General features: G+C 73.5%; 19 protein-coding genes. 11 read left to right on the forward strand and 8 right to left on the reverse strand.

Annotation, left to right across the window (positions count from 1 at the left end):
- The first annotated feature begins 108 nt into the window (after positions 1 to 108).
- Genes ACQ1X7_RS11375 through ACQ1X7_RS11390 form a run of 4 tightly spaced genes read left to right on the forward strand, consistent with a single transcriptional unit; the run spans position 109 to position 2,854 of the window.
- Positions 109 to 399, forward strand: a complete 291-nt coding sequence (locus ACQ1X7_RS11375) for a hypothetical protein (protein ID WP_432478304.1) — start codon at positions 109 to 111, stop codon at positions 397 to 399.
- Positions 396 to 1,589 (forward strand): hypothetical protein, encoded by a 1,194-nt coding sequence (locus tag ACQ1X7_RS11380; protein WP_432478305.1) that lies wholly within the window; start codon positions 396 to 398, stop codon positions 1,587 to 1,589. The genes ACQ1X7_RS11375 and ACQ1X7_RS11380 overlap by 4 nt, the downstream gene beginning before the upstream one ends.
- Before the next feature lies 1 nt (position 1,590).
- The gene (locus ACQ1X7_RS11385) at positions 1,591 to 2,283 is read left to right on the forward strand and encodes a hypothetical protein (protein ID WP_432478306.1); all 693 of its coding nucleotides are present in this window, start codon (positions 1,591 to 1,593) and stop codon (positions 2,281 to 2,283) included.
- Positions 2,273 to 2,854 (forward strand): hypothetical protein, encoded by a 582-nt coding sequence (locus tag ACQ1X7_RS11390; RefSeq protein WP_432478307.1) that lies wholly within the window; start codon positions 2,273 to 2,275, stop codon positions 2,852 to 2,854. Before ACQ1X7_RS11385 ends, ACQ1X7_RS11390 begins: the two co-directional genes overlap by 11 nt.
- Here ACQ1X7_RS11390 and ACQ1X7_RS11395 read toward each other — a convergent pair.
- Positions 2,827 to 3,636: a pentapeptide repeat-containing protein gene (locus ACQ1X7_RS11395; protein WP_432478308.1), complete on the reverse strand. Its 810-nt coding sequence runs from the start codon at positions 3,634 to 3,636 to the stop codon at positions 2,827 to 2,829. The genes ACQ1X7_RS11390 and ACQ1X7_RS11395 overlap by 28 nt on opposite strands.
- Before the next feature lie 65 nt (positions 3,637 to 3,701).
- Between ACQ1X7_RS11395 and ACQ1X7_RS11400 the strand changes: the two genes are divergently transcribed.
- Together ACQ1X7_RS11400 and ACQ1X7_RS11405 are read left to right on the forward strand one after the other, a co-directional pair.
- Positions 3,702 to 5,003, forward strand: coding sequence for a hypothetical protein (locus tag ACQ1X7_RS11400; RefSeq protein ID WP_432478309.1), 1,302 nt, complete (start codon positions 3,702 to 3,704; stop codon positions 5,001 to 5,003).
- A gap of 46 nt (positions 5,004 to 5,049) precedes the next feature.
- Positions 5,050 to 5,994, forward strand: a complete 945-nt coding sequence (locus tag ACQ1X7_RS11405) for an Abi-alpha family protein (protein ID WP_432478310.1) — start codon at positions 5,050 to 5,052, stop codon at positions 5,992 to 5,994.
- Here the strand turns inward: ACQ1X7_RS11405 and ACQ1X7_RS11410 are convergent.
- On the reverse strand, positions 5,967 to 6,485 hold the full coding sequence (locus ACQ1X7_RS11410; RefSeq protein WP_432478311.1) for a response regulator transcription factor: 519 nt from the start codon (positions 6,483 to 6,485) through the stop codon (positions 5,967 to 5,969). The two genes, ACQ1X7_RS11405 and ACQ1X7_RS11410, sit on opposite strands and share 28 nt — an antisense overlap.
- 171 nt (positions 6,486 to 6,656) lie before the next feature.
- On the opposite strand from ACQ1X7_RS11410, the gene clpB reads away from it, so the two are divergent.
- Together clpB and ACQ1X7_RS11420 are read left to right on the forward strand one after the other, a co-directional pair.
- Positions 6,657 to 9,239 carry an ATP-dependent chaperone ClpB gene (clpB, locus tag ACQ1X7_RS11415; protein WP_432478312.1) on the forward strand — a complete coding sequence of 861 codons (2,583 nt, stop codon included), beginning with the start codon at positions 6,657 to 6,659 and terminating at the stop codon, positions 9,237 to 9,239.
- The gene (locus ACQ1X7_RS11420; RefSeq protein WP_432478313.1) at positions 9,236 to 9,790 is read left to right on the forward strand and encodes a metallophosphoesterase family protein; all 555 of its coding nucleotides are present in this window, start codon (positions 9,236 to 9,238) and stop codon (positions 9,788 to 9,790) included. Before clpB ends, ACQ1X7_RS11420 begins: the two co-directional genes overlap by 4 nt.
- Here ACQ1X7_RS11420 and ACQ1X7_RS11425 read toward each other — a convergent pair.
- The 3 genes from ACQ1X7_RS11425 to ACQ1X7_RS11435 all read right to left on the reverse strand — a co-directional run bounded on the left by ACQ1X7_RS11425 (position 9,747) and on the right by ACQ1X7_RS11435 (position 12,636).
- Positions 9,747 to 10,316 carry a GNAT family N-acetyltransferase gene (locus ACQ1X7_RS11425; RefSeq protein WP_432478314.1) on the reverse strand — a complete coding sequence of 190 codons (570 nt, stop codon included), beginning with the start codon at positions 10,314 to 10,316 and terminating at the stop codon, positions 9,747 to 9,749. The genes ACQ1X7_RS11420 and ACQ1X7_RS11425 overlap by 44 nt on opposite strands.
- Before the next feature lie 14 nt (positions 10,317 to 10,330).
- Complete coding sequence (locus ACQ1X7_RS11430; RefSeq protein WP_432478315.1) at positions 10,331 to 11,545, reverse strand: alpha/beta fold hydrolase; 1,215 nt, start codon at positions 11,543 to 11,545, stop codon at positions 10,331 to 10,333.
- 179 nt (positions 11,546 to 11,724) lie between these two features.
- A complete protein-coding gene (locus ACQ1X7_RS11435; RefSeq protein ID WP_432478316.1) occupies positions 11,725 to 12,636 on the reverse strand; it encodes an AEC family transporter in 912 nt (303 codons plus the stop codon).
- 152 nt (positions 12,637 to 12,788) lie between these two features.
- On the opposite strand from ACQ1X7_RS11435, the gene ACQ1X7_RS11440 reads away from it, so the two are divergent.
- The gene (locus ACQ1X7_RS11440; protein ID WP_432478317.1) at positions 12,789 to 13,397 is read left to right on the forward strand and encodes a DinB family protein; all 609 of its coding nucleotides are present in this window, start codon (positions 12,789 to 12,791) and stop codon (positions 13,395 to 13,397) included.
- Between the two features lie 3 nt (positions 13,398 to 13,400).
- Here ACQ1X7_RS11440 and ACQ1X7_RS11445 read toward each other — a convergent pair whose 3' ends face one another.
- Both ACQ1X7_RS11445 and ACQ1X7_RS11450 read right to left on the reverse strand, forming a co-directional pair.
- Positions 13,401 to 13,865, reverse strand: a complete 465-nt coding sequence (locus tag ACQ1X7_RS11445; RefSeq protein ID WP_432478318.1) for a GNAT family N-acetyltransferase — start codon at positions 13,863 to 13,865, stop codon at positions 13,401 to 13,403.
- A gap of 65 nt (positions 13,866 to 13,930) precedes the next feature.
- Complete coding sequence (locus tag ACQ1X7_RS11450) at positions 13,931 to 15,163, reverse strand: DUF222 domain-containing protein (protein ID WP_432478319.1); 1,233 nt, start codon at positions 15,161 to 15,163, stop codon at positions 13,931 to 13,933.
- Between the two features lie 599 nt (positions 15,164 to 15,762).
- On the opposite strand from ACQ1X7_RS11450, the gene ACQ1X7_RS11455 reads away from it, so the two are divergent.
- Positions 15,763 to 16,557, forward strand: coding sequence for a hypothetical protein (locus ACQ1X7_RS11455; RefSeq protein ID WP_432478320.1), 795 nt, complete (start codon positions 15,763 to 15,765; stop codon positions 16,555 to 16,557).
- A 15-nt stretch (positions 16,558 to 16,572) separates the two neighbouring features.
- Here the strand turns inward: ACQ1X7_RS11455 and ACQ1X7_RS11460 are convergent, their stop codons facing one another.
- Complete coding sequence (locus ACQ1X7_RS11460) at positions 16,573 to 17,226, reverse strand: TetR/AcrR family transcriptional regulator (RefSeq protein WP_432478321.1); 654 nt, start codon at positions 17,224 to 17,226, stop codon at positions 16,573 to 16,575.
- Between the two features lie 61 nt (positions 17,227 to 17,287).
- Here ACQ1X7_RS11460 and ACQ1X7_RS11465 point away from each other — a divergent pair, with 61 nt between their 5' ends.
- A complete protein-coding gene (locus ACQ1X7_RS11465) occupies positions 17,288 to 17,770 on the forward strand; it encodes a VOC family protein (RefSeq protein ID WP_432478322.1) in 483 nt (160 codons plus the stop codon).
- Positions 17,771 to 17,772 lie beyond the last annotated feature (2 nt).

The following is a 17,772-nucleotide window of genomic DNA, read 5'->3' on the forward strand; positions in this document are numbered from 1 at the left end:
GAGCGAGGCGCGCCAGCGCCGGGGCTCGAACCCCGGGAGCACGGGCTGCGCCGGCAGGCTGTGGATGAGCAGGTGTGAGCCCGGCCGAACCGATGTAGGACTGAGGCCGTGCTCGCCCTCGACCCCCAGGTTCTCGACGACGCCGCCGCCCGGATCGACTCGGTGGCGGCGTCGCTGTCGTGCCTCGACGTCGCCGGGCCGTTCCGGGTCGCGAGCGACGCGCTGCCCGGGTCGGCGACCGCGGAGGCCTGCTGGTGGGTCGCGACCGAGCTCGACGCCGCGGTCGACGCGTGGGCCGACGGCCTGGTCGCGCTGTGCGAGACCGCACGACGGGTCGCGCACGACCTGGCGGCCACCGACGCATCGGTGGCGAGCGGGTTCCGGGCAGGCCCGTCGTGACCACCCTGACGGTGTCGACGGTGACCGGGTGGCGGCCGGGCGGGCTCCTGGCCGCGGCCGACCGGCTCGCGGCCGCGGCCTCCTCGGTCGACGACGACGCCCACGCCGTACGACGCCACCTCGCTGACGCGGTCGACGACGCCGGCGGCGTCTGGGCGACCACGGCCGCGAGCCGGGCCGACCTGGAGGCCCGGCGGGGTGAGGCGCTGGGCGACGCGCTGACCACGGCGGCCTCCGAGCTGCGGTCCGGCGCGGGGGAGGTGACGGCGGCCCGCGCGGCGCTGCTCGCGACGGTCGAGCGGGTCCGGGCCGCCGGGTTCGAGGTGACCGACGACGGAGGGGTGGTCGCGCCGCCCGCGCCACAACCGCCCGACGACGTACCCCCGGCCGAGCGGCTGGGCTGGGGCGTGGCCCCCGAGCAGCTCGAGCAGGCCCGCCGCACCGAGGCCGAGCGCAGCGCCCACGGGGCCGCGGTCGGCGCCGCGCTGGCGGCCGTGGTCGAGGCCGACGAGGCCCTTGCCGCCACGGTCAGGCGGCTCGACGCCCCCCGGACCCTGCCCTCGCTGCTGGCGGCCCACGGCGCGCGCGCCGACCTGCTCGGGGGCGACCACGTCGCTGCGCTCGGCACCGCCGGGGGCGCCCTCGTGGTCGCCCGCAGCGTCAACGACGCCGTGTCGCTGGCCAGGAGCAGCCGCCGGCTCCACGACTACGCTGCGCTGGCCCGGCAACAGGCGCCGCCGGACGAGCTCGAGAAGGCCCGCCGGGTGTTCGCCCACGGCACCGCCCGCAACCCGCTCCTGAAGCTCGCGGGACGGGCGTCGCTGCCGATCACCGCCGTCTCGGGCGTCCACGACGCGGTCACCGGCGGCGGCTACGACGGGGCCCGCGGCTGGGCGACCCGCGGCTTCGGCGCCGCCGGTGCGGCCGGCGCGGTGCTGGTCGCGACCACGGCGCCCGGCCTGGTCGTCGTGGGAGGCGCCGCGGTCCTCGCCTACGGGGCCTGGACCGCGGGCAACTACCTCGTCGACCACTGGGACCAGGTCGAGGACGCCGCCTCGGAGGCGGGCGACTGGGTGGTCGACCAGGTCGCCGACGAGGCCGCTGCGGCCGCCGATGCCGTCGGCTGGGCCGGCGACCGGCTCGCGGCCGCGGGGTCGGGCGCCCTCGACGCGCTCGGGGAGGTGTTCTGAGGTGCCCGCTGCTGACGCGGTCCCGGTCGGGTCGCTCAGCGATGCCGAGCTCGCGGTCCTGGCGCGACCCCGCAGCCGGGTCGGACCCCGGCCGGTGATGCCGGTCTGGTCCCGGCTCGACGGTGACGGGCGCGCGTCGGCCGCGCGCGACGCCCGGGCGTCGCTGGCGGCCCGGCGGTTGCTCGACCCCGGGGCCCGCTCCCGCGACGAGCTGCGGCGCGACCTGCGGTCCGTGGTCGTGCTGCGGGAGACCGCGACCGCGGTCGTCGCCGTCGCGCGTTCCACGCCTCACGGGCGAGACCACTGGTACGCCCACGTCACCGGTGGGGTCGTCCTGCTGGAGCAGGTCTCCCTCGACGGCCGCCACCGCTTCGCGCTCACCGCCGCGGCCACGCTCCCCACCCTCGTGGTCGCGGCGGTGCTCCATCCAGCGGCCGTCGCGGCGACCACGCCCACGCCCGACCAGCAGACCGAGTGGCTGCGGGCCGACGTCGAGCTGCGGCACGGGCGCCGGTCCCGGCGCTCGTCGTGGCTGTCCGGCCCCGGAGGCACCTGGCAGGGCCCCGACGGCGGGCAGCCTGCCCGGGCGGTGCCTCCCGACCAGGCTGCCGGACTGCTGACATCCCTGCTGACATCCCTGCTGACATCCGTGGTCACGCCCCTCGGGGAGGCCGGGGTCGACGGTGGCGGGTGAGCGGGTGCCGCTGCCGGCGTTGCCACCGGGTCGGGGCCGGGCCGAGCGCACCTTCCGACTGACCGTCGCGGCCATGGCGGGCGGATGCCTCTGGGCGGCCGCCGACGCGGTCGCCGACGACCCCGGGGCCCTGCCGTGGGCGGTCGGCCTCCTCGCGCTCCTGGCGCTGGTCCCGCTCGGCTTCTGGCTCGACGAGGCGTGGCTCGACACGAGCAGCGGCCGACTGTGCCGACGCCGGGGCGGAGTGGTGCCGGTCGAGATCCCGTGGGACGAGGTCGAGGAGCTCGGGCTCCACGACCCGGGGTTCGGCATCGTGGTGCTGCGGATCCGGGGGCGCCACCGCCGGTGGTCGACCCTCCTGCCGGTGGTCGCCTGCGACCGGCGCGGGCTGCGCAGCCTGCCGGTGCCGGTCCTCTGGCAGCTCGCCGACGAGATCCGTCGCTGGGCCCCGCCGCGCCACCACCCGGTGGCCGACCAGCTCGACGCCCAGGCCGACCACCTGCAGCACACCGGCCGGATCGGCGACTCGCCGGTGCTGCGCGACTACTGCGTGCGGCTCCCGCCGTCCTGAGCGGGAGCGTCACGCCAGTGGCCGGGCCGCGTGAGGTGGGCCGGGACGGTCGTGGCGGCGTCTCCCCGGGCGGTGTTGAGCTGGGCCTGGCTGAGGAACCACGCGTCGGCCAGCCGCGCCGACCGCACATCGGCGTCGCGCAGGTCGGCCCCGAGCAGGTCTGCGTGCGAGAGGTCGCACCCCCGCAGGTCGGCGCCGATCAGCAGCGCCCCGCGGAGGTCGGCGCGCAACAGGTCCTGGTCGCGCAGGTCGGCGCCGGCGAGGTCGTCCGGCATCGGACGGCCGGGTCCGTGCAGCCGGACCGTGGCCTCGCGCAGCGCCGGACTCACCCGACGGCGGACCTCGTCGAGGTCGGCCCGGAGCAGTGAGTGCGGGTCGGCGTGGGTCAGCGCCACGATCTCCGCGCGCATCTCGGCGGCGTCCTCGGCCGGTGAGCGTCGTAGCACCTCGGTGAGGTGGGCCAGCATCTCGTGGAGCTGCCGCATGACCGACAGCACGGCCGCCATCTCGCCGAGGTCGTCGTGGTCGCGCCACGAGACCCCGCCGTAGGTCACCTGCGAGACCTGCTGCCCCGCGCCGAAGCAGTCGAACGCCGCGCATCCCGGCCACCCCTCCTCGCGCAGCGAGTCGTGGATCTCGCACCGGTCCCGGGGACTCAGGTGGTGGCAGGGCTCGCCGCCCTGCTTGCTGACCGCGAACCCGCTGTCCCGGTGGAACGGGAGCAGCACGCAGCACAGGCCGAAGCATCGGTCGCAGTCGGCGACCAGCTCGAGCTCACGCACCGATCCATGGTCCCACCCGCGGCGCTACCCTCGGGTAGCCCCGCGCGGGGTCGACGGTCAAGGAGGTGAGGGCGTCGAGCGAGTGGCTCGCCGAGGTCGACTGGCTCGTCTTCTGGTCGATCCCCGTCTTCACCGCCGTCGTGGGCTGGCTGATCAACTGGACGGGCCTGGTCATGCTCTTCCGCCCGGTCCGCTTCCACGGCGTCACCGTCCCGGGCCTGCGCGAGCTGTCCTCGGTGCTCCCGCGCAAGGTCCAGGAGGTGCCGGGCGTGATGCAGGGCGGGCTGGGGTGGCAGGGCATCATCCCGGCCCGCGCCGCCAAGATGGGCTCGATCGCGGTCGACAAGGCGATCTCCAAGCTCGGCACGCCAGCGGAGTTCTACCGGGAGCTGGAGCCGGACCGGATCGCCGAGCACATCGTCGAACTGTTCAGCCCCGAGCTGCCCGACCTGATCGACCAGGTGATGGTCGCCGAGCACCCAACGCTGTGGCGCGACCTCCCACCCGCGGGCCGGCGCGCCGTCGTCGCCCGGGTCCGCGAGCAGCTCCCGGGCGTCGTCCGCAGCATCACCACCGAGATCGGGCGCCACATCGACCAGCTGCTCGACCCCAAGATCATGGTGATCGAGCACTTCCGCGAGAACCCCGCCCTGGTGGTCCGGATCTTCCGCGACTTCGGGCAGCGCGAGCTCAACCTGATGGTGTGGTTCGGCGCGATCTTCGGCTTCCTGCTCGGCATCCCGGTCGCGGTCCTCGACGTGACCTTCCACCAGGCGTGGCTGCTCCCGGTGCTCGGCGTGGTCGTCGGCTGGCTCACCAACGCGCTCGGGATGTGGCTGATCTTCGAGCCGCCCGAGCCGCGCCGGATCTGGGGCGTCCGGGTGCACGGGCTGTTCCCGCGTCGCCAGCGCGAGGCCGCCGAGGTGTACGCCGACATCATCGCCGACGACGTGATCACGCTCGAGAACATCGGCGAGTTCCTGCTCAACGGGCCGCGCGGCGACCGCACCCGGCAGATGCTGGCCGTCGCGCTCGAACCCGCCATCGACCAGGCCGCCGGGGTCGCCCGCCCGGCCGTGCGGGCCGCGCTCGGTCCCCGGCGGTACGACGCGATCCGGGCCGCCATCGCGCGGGAGGGCGTCGAGCACACGATGACCCCGTTCCGGGACCGCGACTTCAGCCGCGAGCAGGCCGACAGGATCCGGGTCCTGGTCAGCACCCGCACCCAGGAGCTCCCCCCGCGCGACTTCGTCGAGATGATGCGGGCGGCGATCAAGGAGGACGAGTGGATGCTCTACGCACACGGCGCGATCATGGGCTTCGGCGGTGGAGTGCTGCACCTGTGGATCTTCGGAGTGGGGAGCTGATGAATCAGCCCACGACGTCCCACCCTCCGGTCGCTGCGCTTCCTCCGTGCACGACGACGCGGGGACCGCGACCATGAACGCACTGGTGGACCCGACCCCCGGCGAGCCCGACGACGACGCACCCGGTCTGCCGGGGCCGGGCGCGGCGCTGTCCGCGGTGCCGGGTCTCGCCCGGATCGCGGCCGCCACCTGGCTGCACGCGACCCGGTGGGGCGTGCTGGCCTCGTGGCGCCTGAGCCGCCGCCTGGCGGCCGCGGTCCGCGACCCGCAGCAGGCCGCCTCGCTCGCCCGCGAGCTCGGGGTCACCGTCACCACGGTCACCGACCTCGGCCGCGCCGTCGCCGCCGGCGTACCGCTGCAGCAGGCGGTCGCCGACGCGCTCACCACCGAGCAGGAGCAGCGGGCCGAGCCGGACCCCGTCCGCTCCGAGCAGGCGTCGCTGCGCGAGCAGGGAACGGCCCTGCTCGACCGGTCCCGCGACGTGTGGCACGAGCAGGACCAGCACCCGGCGTACGCCCGCATCCTCGGCGACCTCGCGCCCGACGAGGCGCGGGTGCTGCTGCTCCTGGTGCGCTCCGGGCCGCAGCCCAGCGTCGACGTCCGCTCCGGCGGACCGGTGGGCCGGGTGCACAGCCAGCTGATCGCGCCGGGCCTGACCATGATCGGGGCCCGCGCGGGGTGCCGCTACGTCGACCGGGTCCCGGCCTACCTGGACAACCTGCACCGCCTCGGGCTGGTGTGGTTCTCCCGCGAGCAGCTCACCGACCCCGAGGAGTACCAGGTGCTGGAGGCGCAGCCCGACGTGCTCGAGGCGCTGCACTCGCAGCGGTTCACCAAGGTGGTACGCCGCAGCATCCACCTCACGCCGTTCGGCGAGGGGTTCTGTCGTGCGGTGCTACTGCCGGCCGACGACGCGTCCGCCCACCCGTCCCACGTCGCGCCGGACGACGGTGAGGGCGAGGGTCACGGGTACTCGCCGGTGAGCGGGTAGGGCCGCACCACCCGGACCGCGCCGGCGCGGGCGACCTTGTGCAGGTGGAGGTTGACGCTGCGCGGCGAGACACCCTTCTCGATGAAGCCGATCGCCCCGGCCCCGATCGCGGCCTCGGTCATGTGGGTGGAGTTGATGGCCGAGACGACCACGAACTTCGCCGGGCGGTGCGCCTCGCGCAGCTGCGGCAGCAGCTCGATGCCGCCGATGTCGGGCATGTGCAGGTCGAGCAGCACCACGTCGGGCTGGCCGGTGCGCACCGCCTCGACCGCGGACGGGCCGTCACCACCCTCGCCCACGATGTCGAAGCCGCCGACCTCGAGGCCCATCCGCAGGAAGTCGCGGGCGTCCGGGTCGTCGTCGACGATCACCACGCGCACCGGGACGGGGGTCTCGGTCGGCTCCTCGGGCTCGGGCTCGGGGAGGACCTCCTCGGGAGCCGGTGCGGCCTGCGCCTGCTCACGCTTCCCGAACAGCCTGCGGATCGCCATGGGCCACCCCCCTTTCGGGCGTCATGCTAGCCCGGTGGGGCGCCCCGAGGGGCGAGGCGCTCGAGGTTTCGGTGGCCGTGACTGGACCAGGTGAAGTTGAGTGGAACAGACTCAACTCTTCGGTCGTTGACACCATCGAGAGCCGTCAACCATGCGCAGGAAGGGAGAGCAGTGAGCGAGTTCGGAGCCGAGAAGTTCACGACGCGGAGCCGGGAGGCCATCGAGGCCGCCCAGCTGGCCGCGACCACGGCCGGCAACACCCAGACCGAGCCGGTGCACCTGCTCCTGGCCCTGCTGCGCCAGGAGGAGGGCACCGCCCGCACCCTGGTCACCAAGGCCGGCGTCGACGCGGCCACGCTCACCGCGCGCACCGAGCAGGAGGCGCGGGCGCTGCCCAGCGCGAGCGGCTCGACGGTGCAGCAGCCCGCCGCGTCGCCCGCCCTCACCCGGGTGCTCGCCGCGGCCCTCGACCTCGCCGCGTCCATGAAGGACGACTACGTCGCCACCGAGCACCTCCTGATCGCGCTGGCCACCGTCGAGTCCTCCGCCCAGCGGCTGCTCACCGACGCCGGGCTCAGCGCCGACGGGCTCCGCGAGGGGCTGACCGCGGTCCGCGGCAACCGGCGGGTCACCAGCCAGGACGCCGAGTCGACGTACGAGGCCCTCGAGAAGTACTCCGTCGACCTCACCCAGGCGGCCGAGGACGGCCGGCTCGACCCCGTCATCGGGCGCGACGCCGAGATCCGCCGGGTGGTGCAGGTGCTGTCGCGGCGGACCAAGAACAACCCGGTGCTGATCGGCGAACCCGGCGTCGGCAAGACCGCCGTCGTCGAGGGGCTGGCCCAGCGGGTGGTCGACGGCGACGTGCCCGACTCGCTCAAGGGGCGCCGGGTGCTCGCACTCGACCTGGCCGCGATGGTGGCCGGCGCGAAGTACCGGGGCGAGTTCGAGGAGCGGCTCAAGGCCGTGCTCGAGGAGATCAAGGACGCCGGCGGCCAGGTGATCACCTTCATCGACGAGCTCCACACCGTGGTCGGGGCCGGCGCCGGCGGCGACTCCGCGATGGACGCCGGCAACATGCTCAAGCCGATGCTGGCCCGCGGCGAGCTGCACATGATCGGGGCCACCACCCTCGACGAGTACCGCGAGCGCATCGAGAAGGACCCCGCGCTGGAGCGCCGCTTCCAGCAGGTCTTCGTCGGCGAGCCGAGCGTCGAGGACACCGTCCAGATCCTGCGGGGGATCCAGGAGAAGTACGAGGCCCACCACGGCGTCCGGATCACCGACGCCGCCCTGGTCGCCGCCGCCACGCTGTCCGACCGCTACATCACCGGCCGGCAGCTGCCCGACAAGGCGATCGACCTGATCGACGAGGCGGCCTCGCGGCTGCGGATGGAGCACGAGTCGTCCCCGGAGGAGATCGACCAGCTCCGGCGCCAGGTCGACCGGCTCAAGATGGAGGAGTTCGCGCTCGAGAAGGAGCACGACGACGCCTCGAAGGAACGGCTCGAGGCGCTGCGTCGCGACCTCGCCGACAAGGAGGAGTCGCTGCGCGGGCTCGAGGCGCGCTGGGAGCGGGAGAAGGACCAGCTCCAGGGCGAGGGCGAGCTGCGCCGCGAGCTCGACGGCCTCAAGATCGAGGCCGAGAAGCTGCTCCGCGAGGGGGACCTCGCGGGGGCCAGCGAGATCCAGTACGGCCGGATTCCCGCTCTCGAGAAGCAGATCGCGGAGGTGCAGGCCGCCGAACGGGTCGACCTCGAGCCGCTGGTCGGCGAGGAGGTCGGCGCCGAGCAGATCGCCGACGTCGTCGAGGCGTGGACCGGCATCCCGACCGGCAAGATGCTCCAGGGCGAGACCACGAAGCTGCTCGAGATGGAGTCGGTGCTGGGGGAGCGGCTGATCGGGCAGAAGGCCGCCGTCGAGGCGGTCTCCGACGCCGTACGCCGGTCGCGGGCCGGCATCTCCGACCCGAACCGGCCGACCGGCTCGTTCCTCTTCCTGGGCCCGACCGGCACCGGCAAGACCGAGCTGGCCAAGGCGCTCGCCGACTTCCTGTTCGACGACGAGCGGGCGATCGTCCGGATCGACATGAGCGAGTACTCCGAGAAGCACTCGGTCTCGCGGCTGGTCGGCGCCCCTCCCGGCTACGTCGGTTACGACGAGGGCGGCCAGCTGACCGAGGCGGTGCGCCGGCGCCCGTACTCCGTGGTGCTGCTCGACGAGGTCGAGAAGGCGCACCCGGAGGTCTTCGACATCCTGCTGCAGGTGCTCGACGACGGCCGGCTCACCGACGGCCAGGGTCGGACCGTCGACTTCCGCAACACGCTGCTGATCCTCACCAGCAACCTGGGCTCGCACTTCCTGGTCGACCCGACCCTCGACCCGGAGAAGAAGCGGGAGTCGGTGATGGCGGTGGTGCGGTCGTCGTTCAAGCCGGAGTTCCTCAACCGGCTCGACGAGACGGTGATCTTCGACGCGCTGTCCAAGGACGACCTGGCCCGGATCGTCGACCTCCAGCTGGCGCTGCTCGAGAAGCGGCTCGCGGTCCGGCGGATCGCGATCTCCGTGACCGACGCGGCCAAGGAGTGGCTCGCCGACACCGGCTACGACCCGGCGTACGGCGCCCGCCCGCTGCGGCGGCTGATCCAGACCGCGATCGGCGACCCACTGGCCCGCCGGCTGCTCTCCGGCGACGTCGTCGACGGCGGCTCGGTCACCGTCGACGTCGCGGACGGCCAGCTGGTCCTGCGGTGACCCGGCTGCTGCTGCTCGCCGACACCCACGTGCCGAGGCGGGCCCGCGGCCTCCCGGCGCAGGTGTGGCAGGAGGTCGAGGCGGCCGACGTGGTGGTGCACGCGGGTGACTGGGTCGACGTGGCGCTGCTCGACGAGCTCGAGCAGCGGTCGCGCCGGTTGGTCGCGGTCTTCGGCAACAACGATCACGGCGAGCTGCGCGAACGGCTGCCGGAGGTGGCCCGGACCGAGATCGACGGCGTCCGGCTCGGCGTGGTCCACGAGACCGGCGCGGCCGCGGGGCGCGAGGAGCGCTGCAGGGCGGCCTACCCCGACCTCGACGTGCTCGTCTTCGGCCACAGCCGCATCCCGTGGGACACCACCACGGCCACAGGACTGCGGCTGCTCAACCCCGGCTCGCCCACCGACCGCCGGCGACAACCCTTCTGCACCTACCTGACGGTGACCGTGGACGGCGGCGGGGCGCTGCACGACCTCACGCTCCACGAGCTCCCGCCCCGGGCCTCGGCTACCGGCCTGGAGGGCAAAGGTCGGTCGCGAGGATCCCCATGATCACGTCGTCCCGCCACGCGCCGCCGACGTGCGCCGCCTCGCGCTCGCGGCCCTCCTCGACGAAGCCGCAGCGGGCGTAGCAGCGGATCGCGCGCTCGTTGTGGGCGAACACCTTGAGGCCGATCCTGTGCAGGCCGACCTCCTCGAACCCGAACCGGACCACCTCCTGCGTCACCTCCTGGCCGAGCCCACGCCCCCAGCAGCGACGGTCGAGGAGGCCGATGCCGAGCTGAGCCTTCGCATCGTCCTCACGCAGCGAGTGCAGGCTGGTGGTGCCGACGAACCGGCCCTCGTGCTCGATCGCCCACAGGAGCGGGTTCGGGTCGCCGGCGAGGTCGTCGTACCACTCCTGCGACTCCTCCTCCGACACCGGCGCCGGCTCGGAGAACTCGGGCCGGACGCCGAACATCTGCAGGATCTCCGGGTCATTCCCGAGCGCCCGCCGCTCGTCGACGTCGGACGGCCGGAGTGGGCGCAGCACGACCCGCTCGGTGCGCAGCACGGGTGTCTCGGCCGGCACCCGCACGCGTGGTGGCATCCTCACAGCTCCCGCGCGATCCGGATCAGCCGGTCGAGGACCCGCTCGCCGGAGGTGCGCAGGCCGTTGTGCTCGTGCTCGTTCGTGATCCAGGGGTGCACCCGCGGGAGCAGCGAGGCGGTGCGCAGCGACAGCTCGCGGTCGACGAACGCGTCGTCGTGGTAGACGCACGCCGCGACCGGGACGTCGGCACCACGCAGCGCGTCCTCGTCGTACAGCCGCGGCCACGGGTGCTCGGCCAGCACGTCGGCGAGCTCGGCGTACTGCTGCAGCGCCCCGCGGTCCGCGAAGTGCCACGGGAAGAGGTGTTCGCCGGTCAGCAGCGTCTCGTCCTCCTCGTAGGCCGCCGGGCGGACCCGCTGGGCCGACCACCGGGTGGGGTAGCCGTCGGCGCAGCTCGACTCGTGGAGGAAGGTGTAGATCGGGTTGCGCGCGCCGAACGGGAGCATCGCCGCGGTGTCGTGGGCGAACGCCGGCGAGGTGGGGTCGAGCTCGAGCAGGTGGTGGAGCTTCTGGTCGCCCCCGTCCATGCCGAGCTTGCTGCCGAGGGTGCGGAACAGGCGCGGGGTCAGCGGGTCGCCGTCCGGCAGCGTGAGCTCGCCCGCCGCGGCGAGGTCGAGCACCGCCCGCACCCGGTCCCTGTTGCCGGGGAAGCGCGCGTAGAACCGCTCCGACTTGTCCAGCATCGTCGTGAACGTCGCGGAGTAGATCGCGTCCGGCGACACCCCCACCCCCGGGAGGCCGCCCGTGACGAGCACCGAGGCCAGGCTCCCGGCGGCGAGCGTGAGGTAGGTGGTCGAGGTGAACCCGCCGAAGGACTGGCCGAGCAGCGACCAGCGCTCCACCCCGAGGTGCTCGCGCAGCAGCTCGCAGTCGCGCACGATCGCGTCGGCCCGGAACTGGGTGAGGTACGCCGCCTTGGCCGCCACGTCGTCCCCGGGGACCTGGTCGAGCCGTCCCACCGGCGTCGACCGCCCGGTGCCGCGCTGGTCGAGCAGCAGCAGCCGGAAGTCCCGGAGCGCCCGCCCGATCCACGCCGCCTGCTCGAAGCGGTTGGGCCGCGGGCTCTCCGAGCCGGGCCCGCCCTGGAGGAAGACCAGCCACGGCAGGTCGTCGCCGCCGTGACGCGCCAGCTCGCGCGCGTACAGCGTCAGGGTCGGGCCGCTCGGGTCGTCGTGGTCGACGGGGACCTCGATCAGGTGGTCGCGGGTCGGCATGCGCGCATCGTCTCAGGCGTGACGGCGGTCGCGCCCACGCCGGGTCGCCTCCTGAGCGTCCTGCGTCCGAGGTTCGTGGGCGAGTCTGGAGGTTGGCGGGGGATGTTTCGCCCACGAACCTCCGGTTTCCCCGGCCGGCCGGGGAAACCGCGCCCGTCCGACCCTTCACCGGCAAGCGCTCAGCCGAGCAGGAGGGCGACGGCCAGCACCACGGGGAGCGAGGCGAGCGTGGTGACCAGGATGCTCTCCCGCGCGACGTCCTCACCGACCCGGTAGCGGGTGGCGTGCAGGAAGATGTTCTGGGCGGTCGGCAGCGCCGCGGTGACCACGACGCCCAGCAGCAGCTGGTCGGACAGGTCGAGGGCCACGCCGAGCAGCCACGCCAGGACCGGCATCACGGCGAGCTTGAGCACCGAGACGAGCACGACCTCGCGGGTGTGGCCCGTCCGTCCGACGGCGGGGCTGAGGCGGAGGGCGGCTCCGTACGACAGCAGCATCATCGGGATCGCCGCGCCCGCCAGCAGCTCCAGCGGCGACGCGACCAGCGTGGGCAACTCCCAGCCGGTCACGGCCAGCACGACGCCGAGGAGGGCTGCGACGGTCAGCGGGTTCGTCGTCAGCCGTCGGAGCAGGGCGGACGACCCCGCGCCCCGACCGGTGATCCGGTCGAGCACCACGAGCGCCGCCGGCTGCACCACCAGCATCTGGATGAGCAGGGTCGGGACCACGATGGTGATGTCGCCGACCACGTACGCCGCGATGGCGAGGCCGAGATTGCCGGCGTTCACGTAGGACGACGACAGCGACCCGATCAGCACCGACCCGGCGTCGAGCCGCCACCGCAGCCGCGCGACCAGCGCGTAGAGCACGAAGCAGGTCGTGAGCGCGCCCCCCGAGGCCGCCAGGTTGGTCACGGCCCCGGACACCTCGACGTCGCTGATCGTCACGACCATCAGCGCCGGCGAGGCGACGAAGAACGCGATCTCGCCCAGCGTCCGCTGCGACCGCGCGTCGAGCACCCCGGTGTGGGCGAGCGCCGTCCCGCACGCGATCACGACGAGGATCGTCGTGAACCCGAGAAGCAGCTGCATGCGTTCTCCCGCCTGTCCTGCGTCGACCGTGGGCTCGCCCGCTCATCCTGCCCAGCGTGGTGGCGGGGCCGAGTGCCGGTGCCGGGTGGTGAGACCGGAGAGCGCGCGATATTCGGTGTCGCCCCGCCGGGCCGGGCGTCGACAATGCGGGCATGAGCACCTCGGACGCTGAGACTGGAGACCAGGCAATGCGCTGGACGGAGGCCACCGTCTTCCCCGACATGTGGGTCGACCCGGACGACGACCCGCGGGAGACGGAGGTCGACCTCGGCGACGAGCGCGGGATGCTGCTCGACTACCTGCGCTACTACCGGCTCACCATCGAGATGAAGTGCGCCGGCCTCGACGACGACCAGCTGGCCCGGCGTTCGGTGTCACCCTCCACGATGTCGCTGCTCGGGCTCGTGCGGCACGTCACGGAGGACGAACGCCACGTGCGGCGGGTGATGGCCGGCGAGGACGCGCCCAAGCTCTACTGCACCGACGAGGACCGGGACGGCGACTGGAACGGGGCGGTGGGCGAGCCCGCGGTCGTCGACGAGGCGTGGCGGCAGTGGCGCGCCGAGATGGCGGCCACCGACCGGTTCATCGAGTCCGTCACCGACCTCGACACCTTCAACGCGGGGGTCTCCGACCTCGGGCCGGACGGCGGCGACCTGACGATGCGCGACATGCTGATCGCGCACATCGTCGAGTACGCGCGGCACTGCGGCCACGCCGACCTGCTCCGCGAGCGCATCGACGGCCGCGTCGGCCAGTAGCGCTCAGGCGAGGGCGAGCGTCATGAAGACGCTGTTCGGGTCGTCGACGTAGGACCCGAACGGCGGGCACGGCACGAACCCCGCCTGCGTGTAGAACCTCCGCGCCGGCTCGAAGAACGCCATGCTGCCGGTCTCCAGCGAGACCCGGCGGATCCCGCGCTCCCGCGCATCGGCGAGCACGTGGGCGAGCAGCCCGCGGGCGATCCCCCGACCTCGCAGCCGCGGGTCGGTCCGCATGCTCTTGAGCTCCTCGTGACGACCCTCGAGCGTCGCGAGCGCCGCCGTACCGACGATCCCGTCGGGGTCGCGCGACACCCACATCCGCACCCCGGGCGCCTGGAGTCCGCCCAGGTCGAGGGCGTGGCGGCTCTCTGCGGGAGCGGTCGGCTCCAGGTCGTCGAGGTGGTCCTGCAGGAAGCGGCCGAGCGTCGGGTCGGCGAAGTCGGCCCGATCGATGGTCAGTGTCACGGGGTCATGGTGCGACACCCGGATTTCGGGGATGTTTCAGGTGTAGAGCTCGCGATCGAAGACCCTCATGTCCGCCGGGTGAACCTGACCGATCCGTCGGGGAGTCGTCGGTGGTCGTGGCCGGGGTCGTGGATGCGTCGGTGGTGGAAGCCGCAGAGCGGGACCATGTCGGCGAGGTCCGTGCGGCCGTCGCGGCTCCAGGGCGTGCGGTGGTGGAGCTCGCACCACGCGTAGGGGACCTCGCAGCGGTCGGCGGCACAGCTGGTGTGGCGGGTGGCTCCGGCCACCCGTTGGGCCTCGGTGAACAGCCGTGAGCTTCGCCCGAGGTCGAGCGGGAGGCTGGCGCCGTCGAGGACGGCGGGCACGATGCCGGCCTGGCAGGCGAGGCGACGGGCTTGGGCGGCGGAGACCAGGTCGCCGGTGTCGAGACCGGCCGCCTTCAGTCGGCCGCGCAGGGTCTCGAGGTCGAGGGTGACCACGACGGTGGCGGCGACCTTGCTGTGGAGGTGGTCGGTGGGCAGGTGTTCGAGGAGCTGTGCGAACGCGGCGCCGCGCTGGTGAGCCCAGTCGGTCGTGTGCCCGACCCGGCTCCGACGGGGTGCGGTCATGGCCTCGAGGATCTTCCTGAGGATCGAACCGGCCAGCAGCGGGACGGTGAAGTGGCCGGACAGGGTGCCGTCGCCGTTGTCGTGGAGGGTGAGCCGCGTCCTGTCGCGAGCGGCGCCCTCTTCGTCGCGGACCTGCCGCTCCTCGTGGGCGTCCACGACACTCGTGTCGTCCTCGACCGCGGCCAGCGCCCGACGGGCGAGTCGGCGCAGCTGGGCGGGGTCGACCCGCCGGGCCTTCTCGACCAGCGAGGCCTCCACGGTGGCGACCTGGTCGGTCGACAGGTTGCGGGGGAGTCGGGAGGTGGCGTGAGCGATCACCGAGGCGTGCTCGGTGGACACGGATCCCTCGGCCAGGGCGGCGGAGGTGGCGGGCAGGTGGTCGTCGAGGTCGGTGGCCAGCTTCACCGCCCGGGCCGCGGTGGCGGTGCCGGACCGGGTCTGCTTCGACAGCCATGCTCCGGTCGACGCGCAGCCCGCCTCCCGGGCGACCTGGGACCGCTCGGCGGCGGCGACGAGCCGCAGCTCCAGGGCGTGCAGCCGCGACCGCGCCCGGGCCGCCTCCGCGACCACGCCGGCGTAGTCACCCGGCGCCACACCGTCCACGTCCACTCCGTCCAGCGCCTCGTGCACCGCCGCCACGGCCGCGGCCGGGTGGCCGGGCGTGGGGTGGAGGTCGAGGACCGTTGACATGCCGTCAGTCTATTCGAACAAACGTTCGATCACCAGTGCCGAATTGACCTTGTGGACAGAGCTCAGGTGGATCGTGAGCTCGCCGGGACCCGATGGTCGCCGACCGGTGCAGCGGGCGACGTTGCCTCTGGAGCATCCCCCTCCGATGAACGGCTCCGAGGAGCCGGAACAGGGTTAGCCTGAAGGTGCTGGTGCGGGTCGCAACGGGAGGGACGATGCGCGTCACAGCACGACCTTCGCGGTCCACGAAGGAGGTCGAGATCGACCTCGGGACGCCCGAGCCGAGAGCCGCGGATGTGGCTGAGGCCCCGATGGCGGCTCGGGCGCACCACGCGAAGGCGCCCCTCGTCGGCACGGGGCTCGTGCTGCTCGTCGCCGTTACCGCGTTCCTGCTCGCCACCCGAGTCCTGGGAGGGTCGGACGACGGGGTGGACGCCGCCCCGGAGCCGACGGAGACCCCGGGTCTGAGTGGGTCGGCAACCCCGACGCCGACCGGTGAGCCGCCCACCTCCGAGCCTGCAACGCCCTCGCCCGGGCCGGAACCCTCCACCGGGGACGACGCGCCCGAGGGCTGGACATCGGCGACGGTCGTGCTGGCCGTGGGCGCAGTCGTGGCTCTCGCGCTGGTGGCCGTCCTGGTGTGGATACGGAGGTCGCGCTCGCGGGCTCCACGCCGGGGCACCCTGCGCCTTCCGGAGGGCGAGCCAACGGGCTCGGCGTCGCTGGATCAGCCGCGTGCCTCGCTCGGGAGTCCGGACGTCCTCGTCCTGACCGAGTCGGCGAGCGAGGGCGACGTCCGGCTCCGCGAACGGGTCAAGGACCACGAGCAGGCCGTGTTCGCCAACCTGCAGCTGGCATGCAGCTTCTACCCCACCGACGAGTGGGTCTTCAGCAACGCCAGGCTCACCGTGGTGCTGGCTCGCCAGGACGGACTCGCCGCGCCGGCGCCGATCGCCTACTCCCTGCGGCCCCTGTCCGACCGCGACGGCAGCGCGCGTGAGCAGAGCGTGGAGATCGGCGCCGACATGAAGTTCGTCAGCCTGAAGGGAGGCGAGAAGTCCACGGCGCCAGGGCAGGAGTTCGTACGCGGATACGGCCTGCAGGAGTCGATCTCGTTCTGGGACTTCACCGCGACCCACAGCCAGCCGCTCGAGGGTTCGTTCCTGCTCTGGCTCATCGCCCGTGCGCCCCGGGAGTCGGACCTGAAGGTGACCTCGACGCTGCAGGTGTGGTTGGCGCCCCGGCAGGGCCGGTCGCGGGCGGAGGGGCCTGACGTTGCGGGCACCGGCGAGGTGTCGCTCCTGCTCGGACTCAAGGACGGTCCGCCGTACCGGGCCCGGCTGGGGGCCTCGTCGCCGGAGGGCGTCGACCCGTGGCTGGTGGAGGTCCGCTGAGCAGACCCGTCGGGTTCAGCTGGGCGGTGTCGCGCACGGAACCGTGGCGACGTGCCACCAGGTGCGGTACCGCCACTGCCGGTACTCCTCCCCCGTCCAGCGCAGGGTGCGGGTCATGTGCACGTAGGTCTCCGCGTTGGCGAGCAGTGCGCAGGTCGGGATCACCCACTGGAGGTCGACGGCCGGGTCGAGCAGACCGTCGGCGGCCAGCTTCTCCCAGAACGCCCGGCCCTGGCGCAGCGTGTCCTCGCGGGCGGCCTGGGCGGCGTCCGCGATCAGCGGCTCCTCGCCCTCGGCCTGGATCGCGACCGCGAGCACGGGCGCGATCCGGTCCATCAGCTCGGCGGCTCCGGCGGCCTCGGCGGCGAGGCGTTCGTCCAGGGTGGGCGCGTTCATCACCACCTCGACCCAGTCGCGGTCGGCCAGGGGGATCCGTTGTGTGTCGCCGACGACGGCGACGTCGACGACCCGCTTGAGGAGCTCGGCCTTGGTGGCGAACCGGACGTAGATCGTGCGTTCGGCGACGCCGGCGGCCCGGGCCACGTCGGTGAGCGTGGTACCGCGGTAGCCGTGCGCGACGAACAGCTCCCGGGCCGCGGCGACGATCCTCTGCTCGGTCCGCTCCGCGCGAGTGGACGGGGCCACGGGGGTCTTGACATCGGGGGTCACGAGTTGCAGTCTAACTGCAACATCGGATTTTGCAGTCGCACTGCAAGTCAGGGGAGGGGCCATGGAGCAGGCACCGCTACTCGCGGGAGTGCACCACCTCAAGCTGCCCGTGTCGGACCTCCGGCGGTCGCAGCGGTGGTACGAGAGTCGCCTCGGCTACCGCCTCGCCGAGGAGTTCCGCACCGACGGCGAGGTGACCGGCATCGGGATGGAGCACCCGAACGGCGGCCCGCCGATCGGCTTCGTGCTCGCCCCCGAGAAGGCCCGCGCGGCCGCCGGTTTCGACTACTTCTCGATCGGCGTGCCCGACAAGGCGTCGATCAAGGCGCTCGCCGCCCGCCTCGACGAGCTCGGCGAGGAGCACGCCGGCGTGCACTTCGCGAGCTTCGGCTGGATCCTCCCGCTGCTCCACGACCCGGACGGCCACGAGGTCCGGTTCTACACCCACCAGCACCACACCGAGCTCGACCCCGACGACGTCGTGGTCATCGACGACCCGATCGCGACCGCCCAGAGGCGGGCCGCCGAGCTCGGCGAGGAGTGACC

It is taken from the genome of Nocardioides sp. GXQ0305 (assembly GCF_050880345.1).
Taxonomy (GTDB): Bacteria; Actinomycetota; Actinomycetes; order Propionibacteriales; family Nocardioidaceae; genus Nocardioides.

Excerpts from the sequence above, each read along its gene's own strand:
- ACQ1X7_RS11440 (WP_432478317.1), top strand. The coding sequence starts at position 12,789 with ATGAGCACCTCGGACGCTGAGACTGGAGACCAGGCAATGCGCTGGACG.
- ACQ1X7_RS11465 (WP_432478322.1), top strand. The coding sequence starts at position 17,288 with ATGGAGCAGGCACCGCTACTCGCGGGAGTGCACCACCTCAAGCTGCCC.
- ACQ1X7_RS11450 (WP_432478319.1), bottom strand. The coding sequence starts at position 15,163 with ATGTCAACGGTCCTCGACCTCCACCCCACGCCCGGCCACCCGGCCGCG.
- ACQ1X7_RS11435 (WP_432478316.1), bottom strand. The coding sequence starts at position 12,636 with ATGCAGCTGCTTCTCGGGTTCACGACGATCCTCGTCGTGATCGCGTGC.
- ACQ1X7_RS11410 (WP_432478311.1), bottom strand. The coding sequence starts at position 6,485 with ATGGCGATCCGCAGGCTGTTCGGGAAGCGTGAGCAGGCGCAGGCCGCA.
- ACQ1X7_RS11430 (WP_432478315.1), bottom strand. The coding sequence starts at position 11,545 with ATGCCGACCCGCGACCACCTGATCGAGGTCCCCGTCGACCACGACGAC.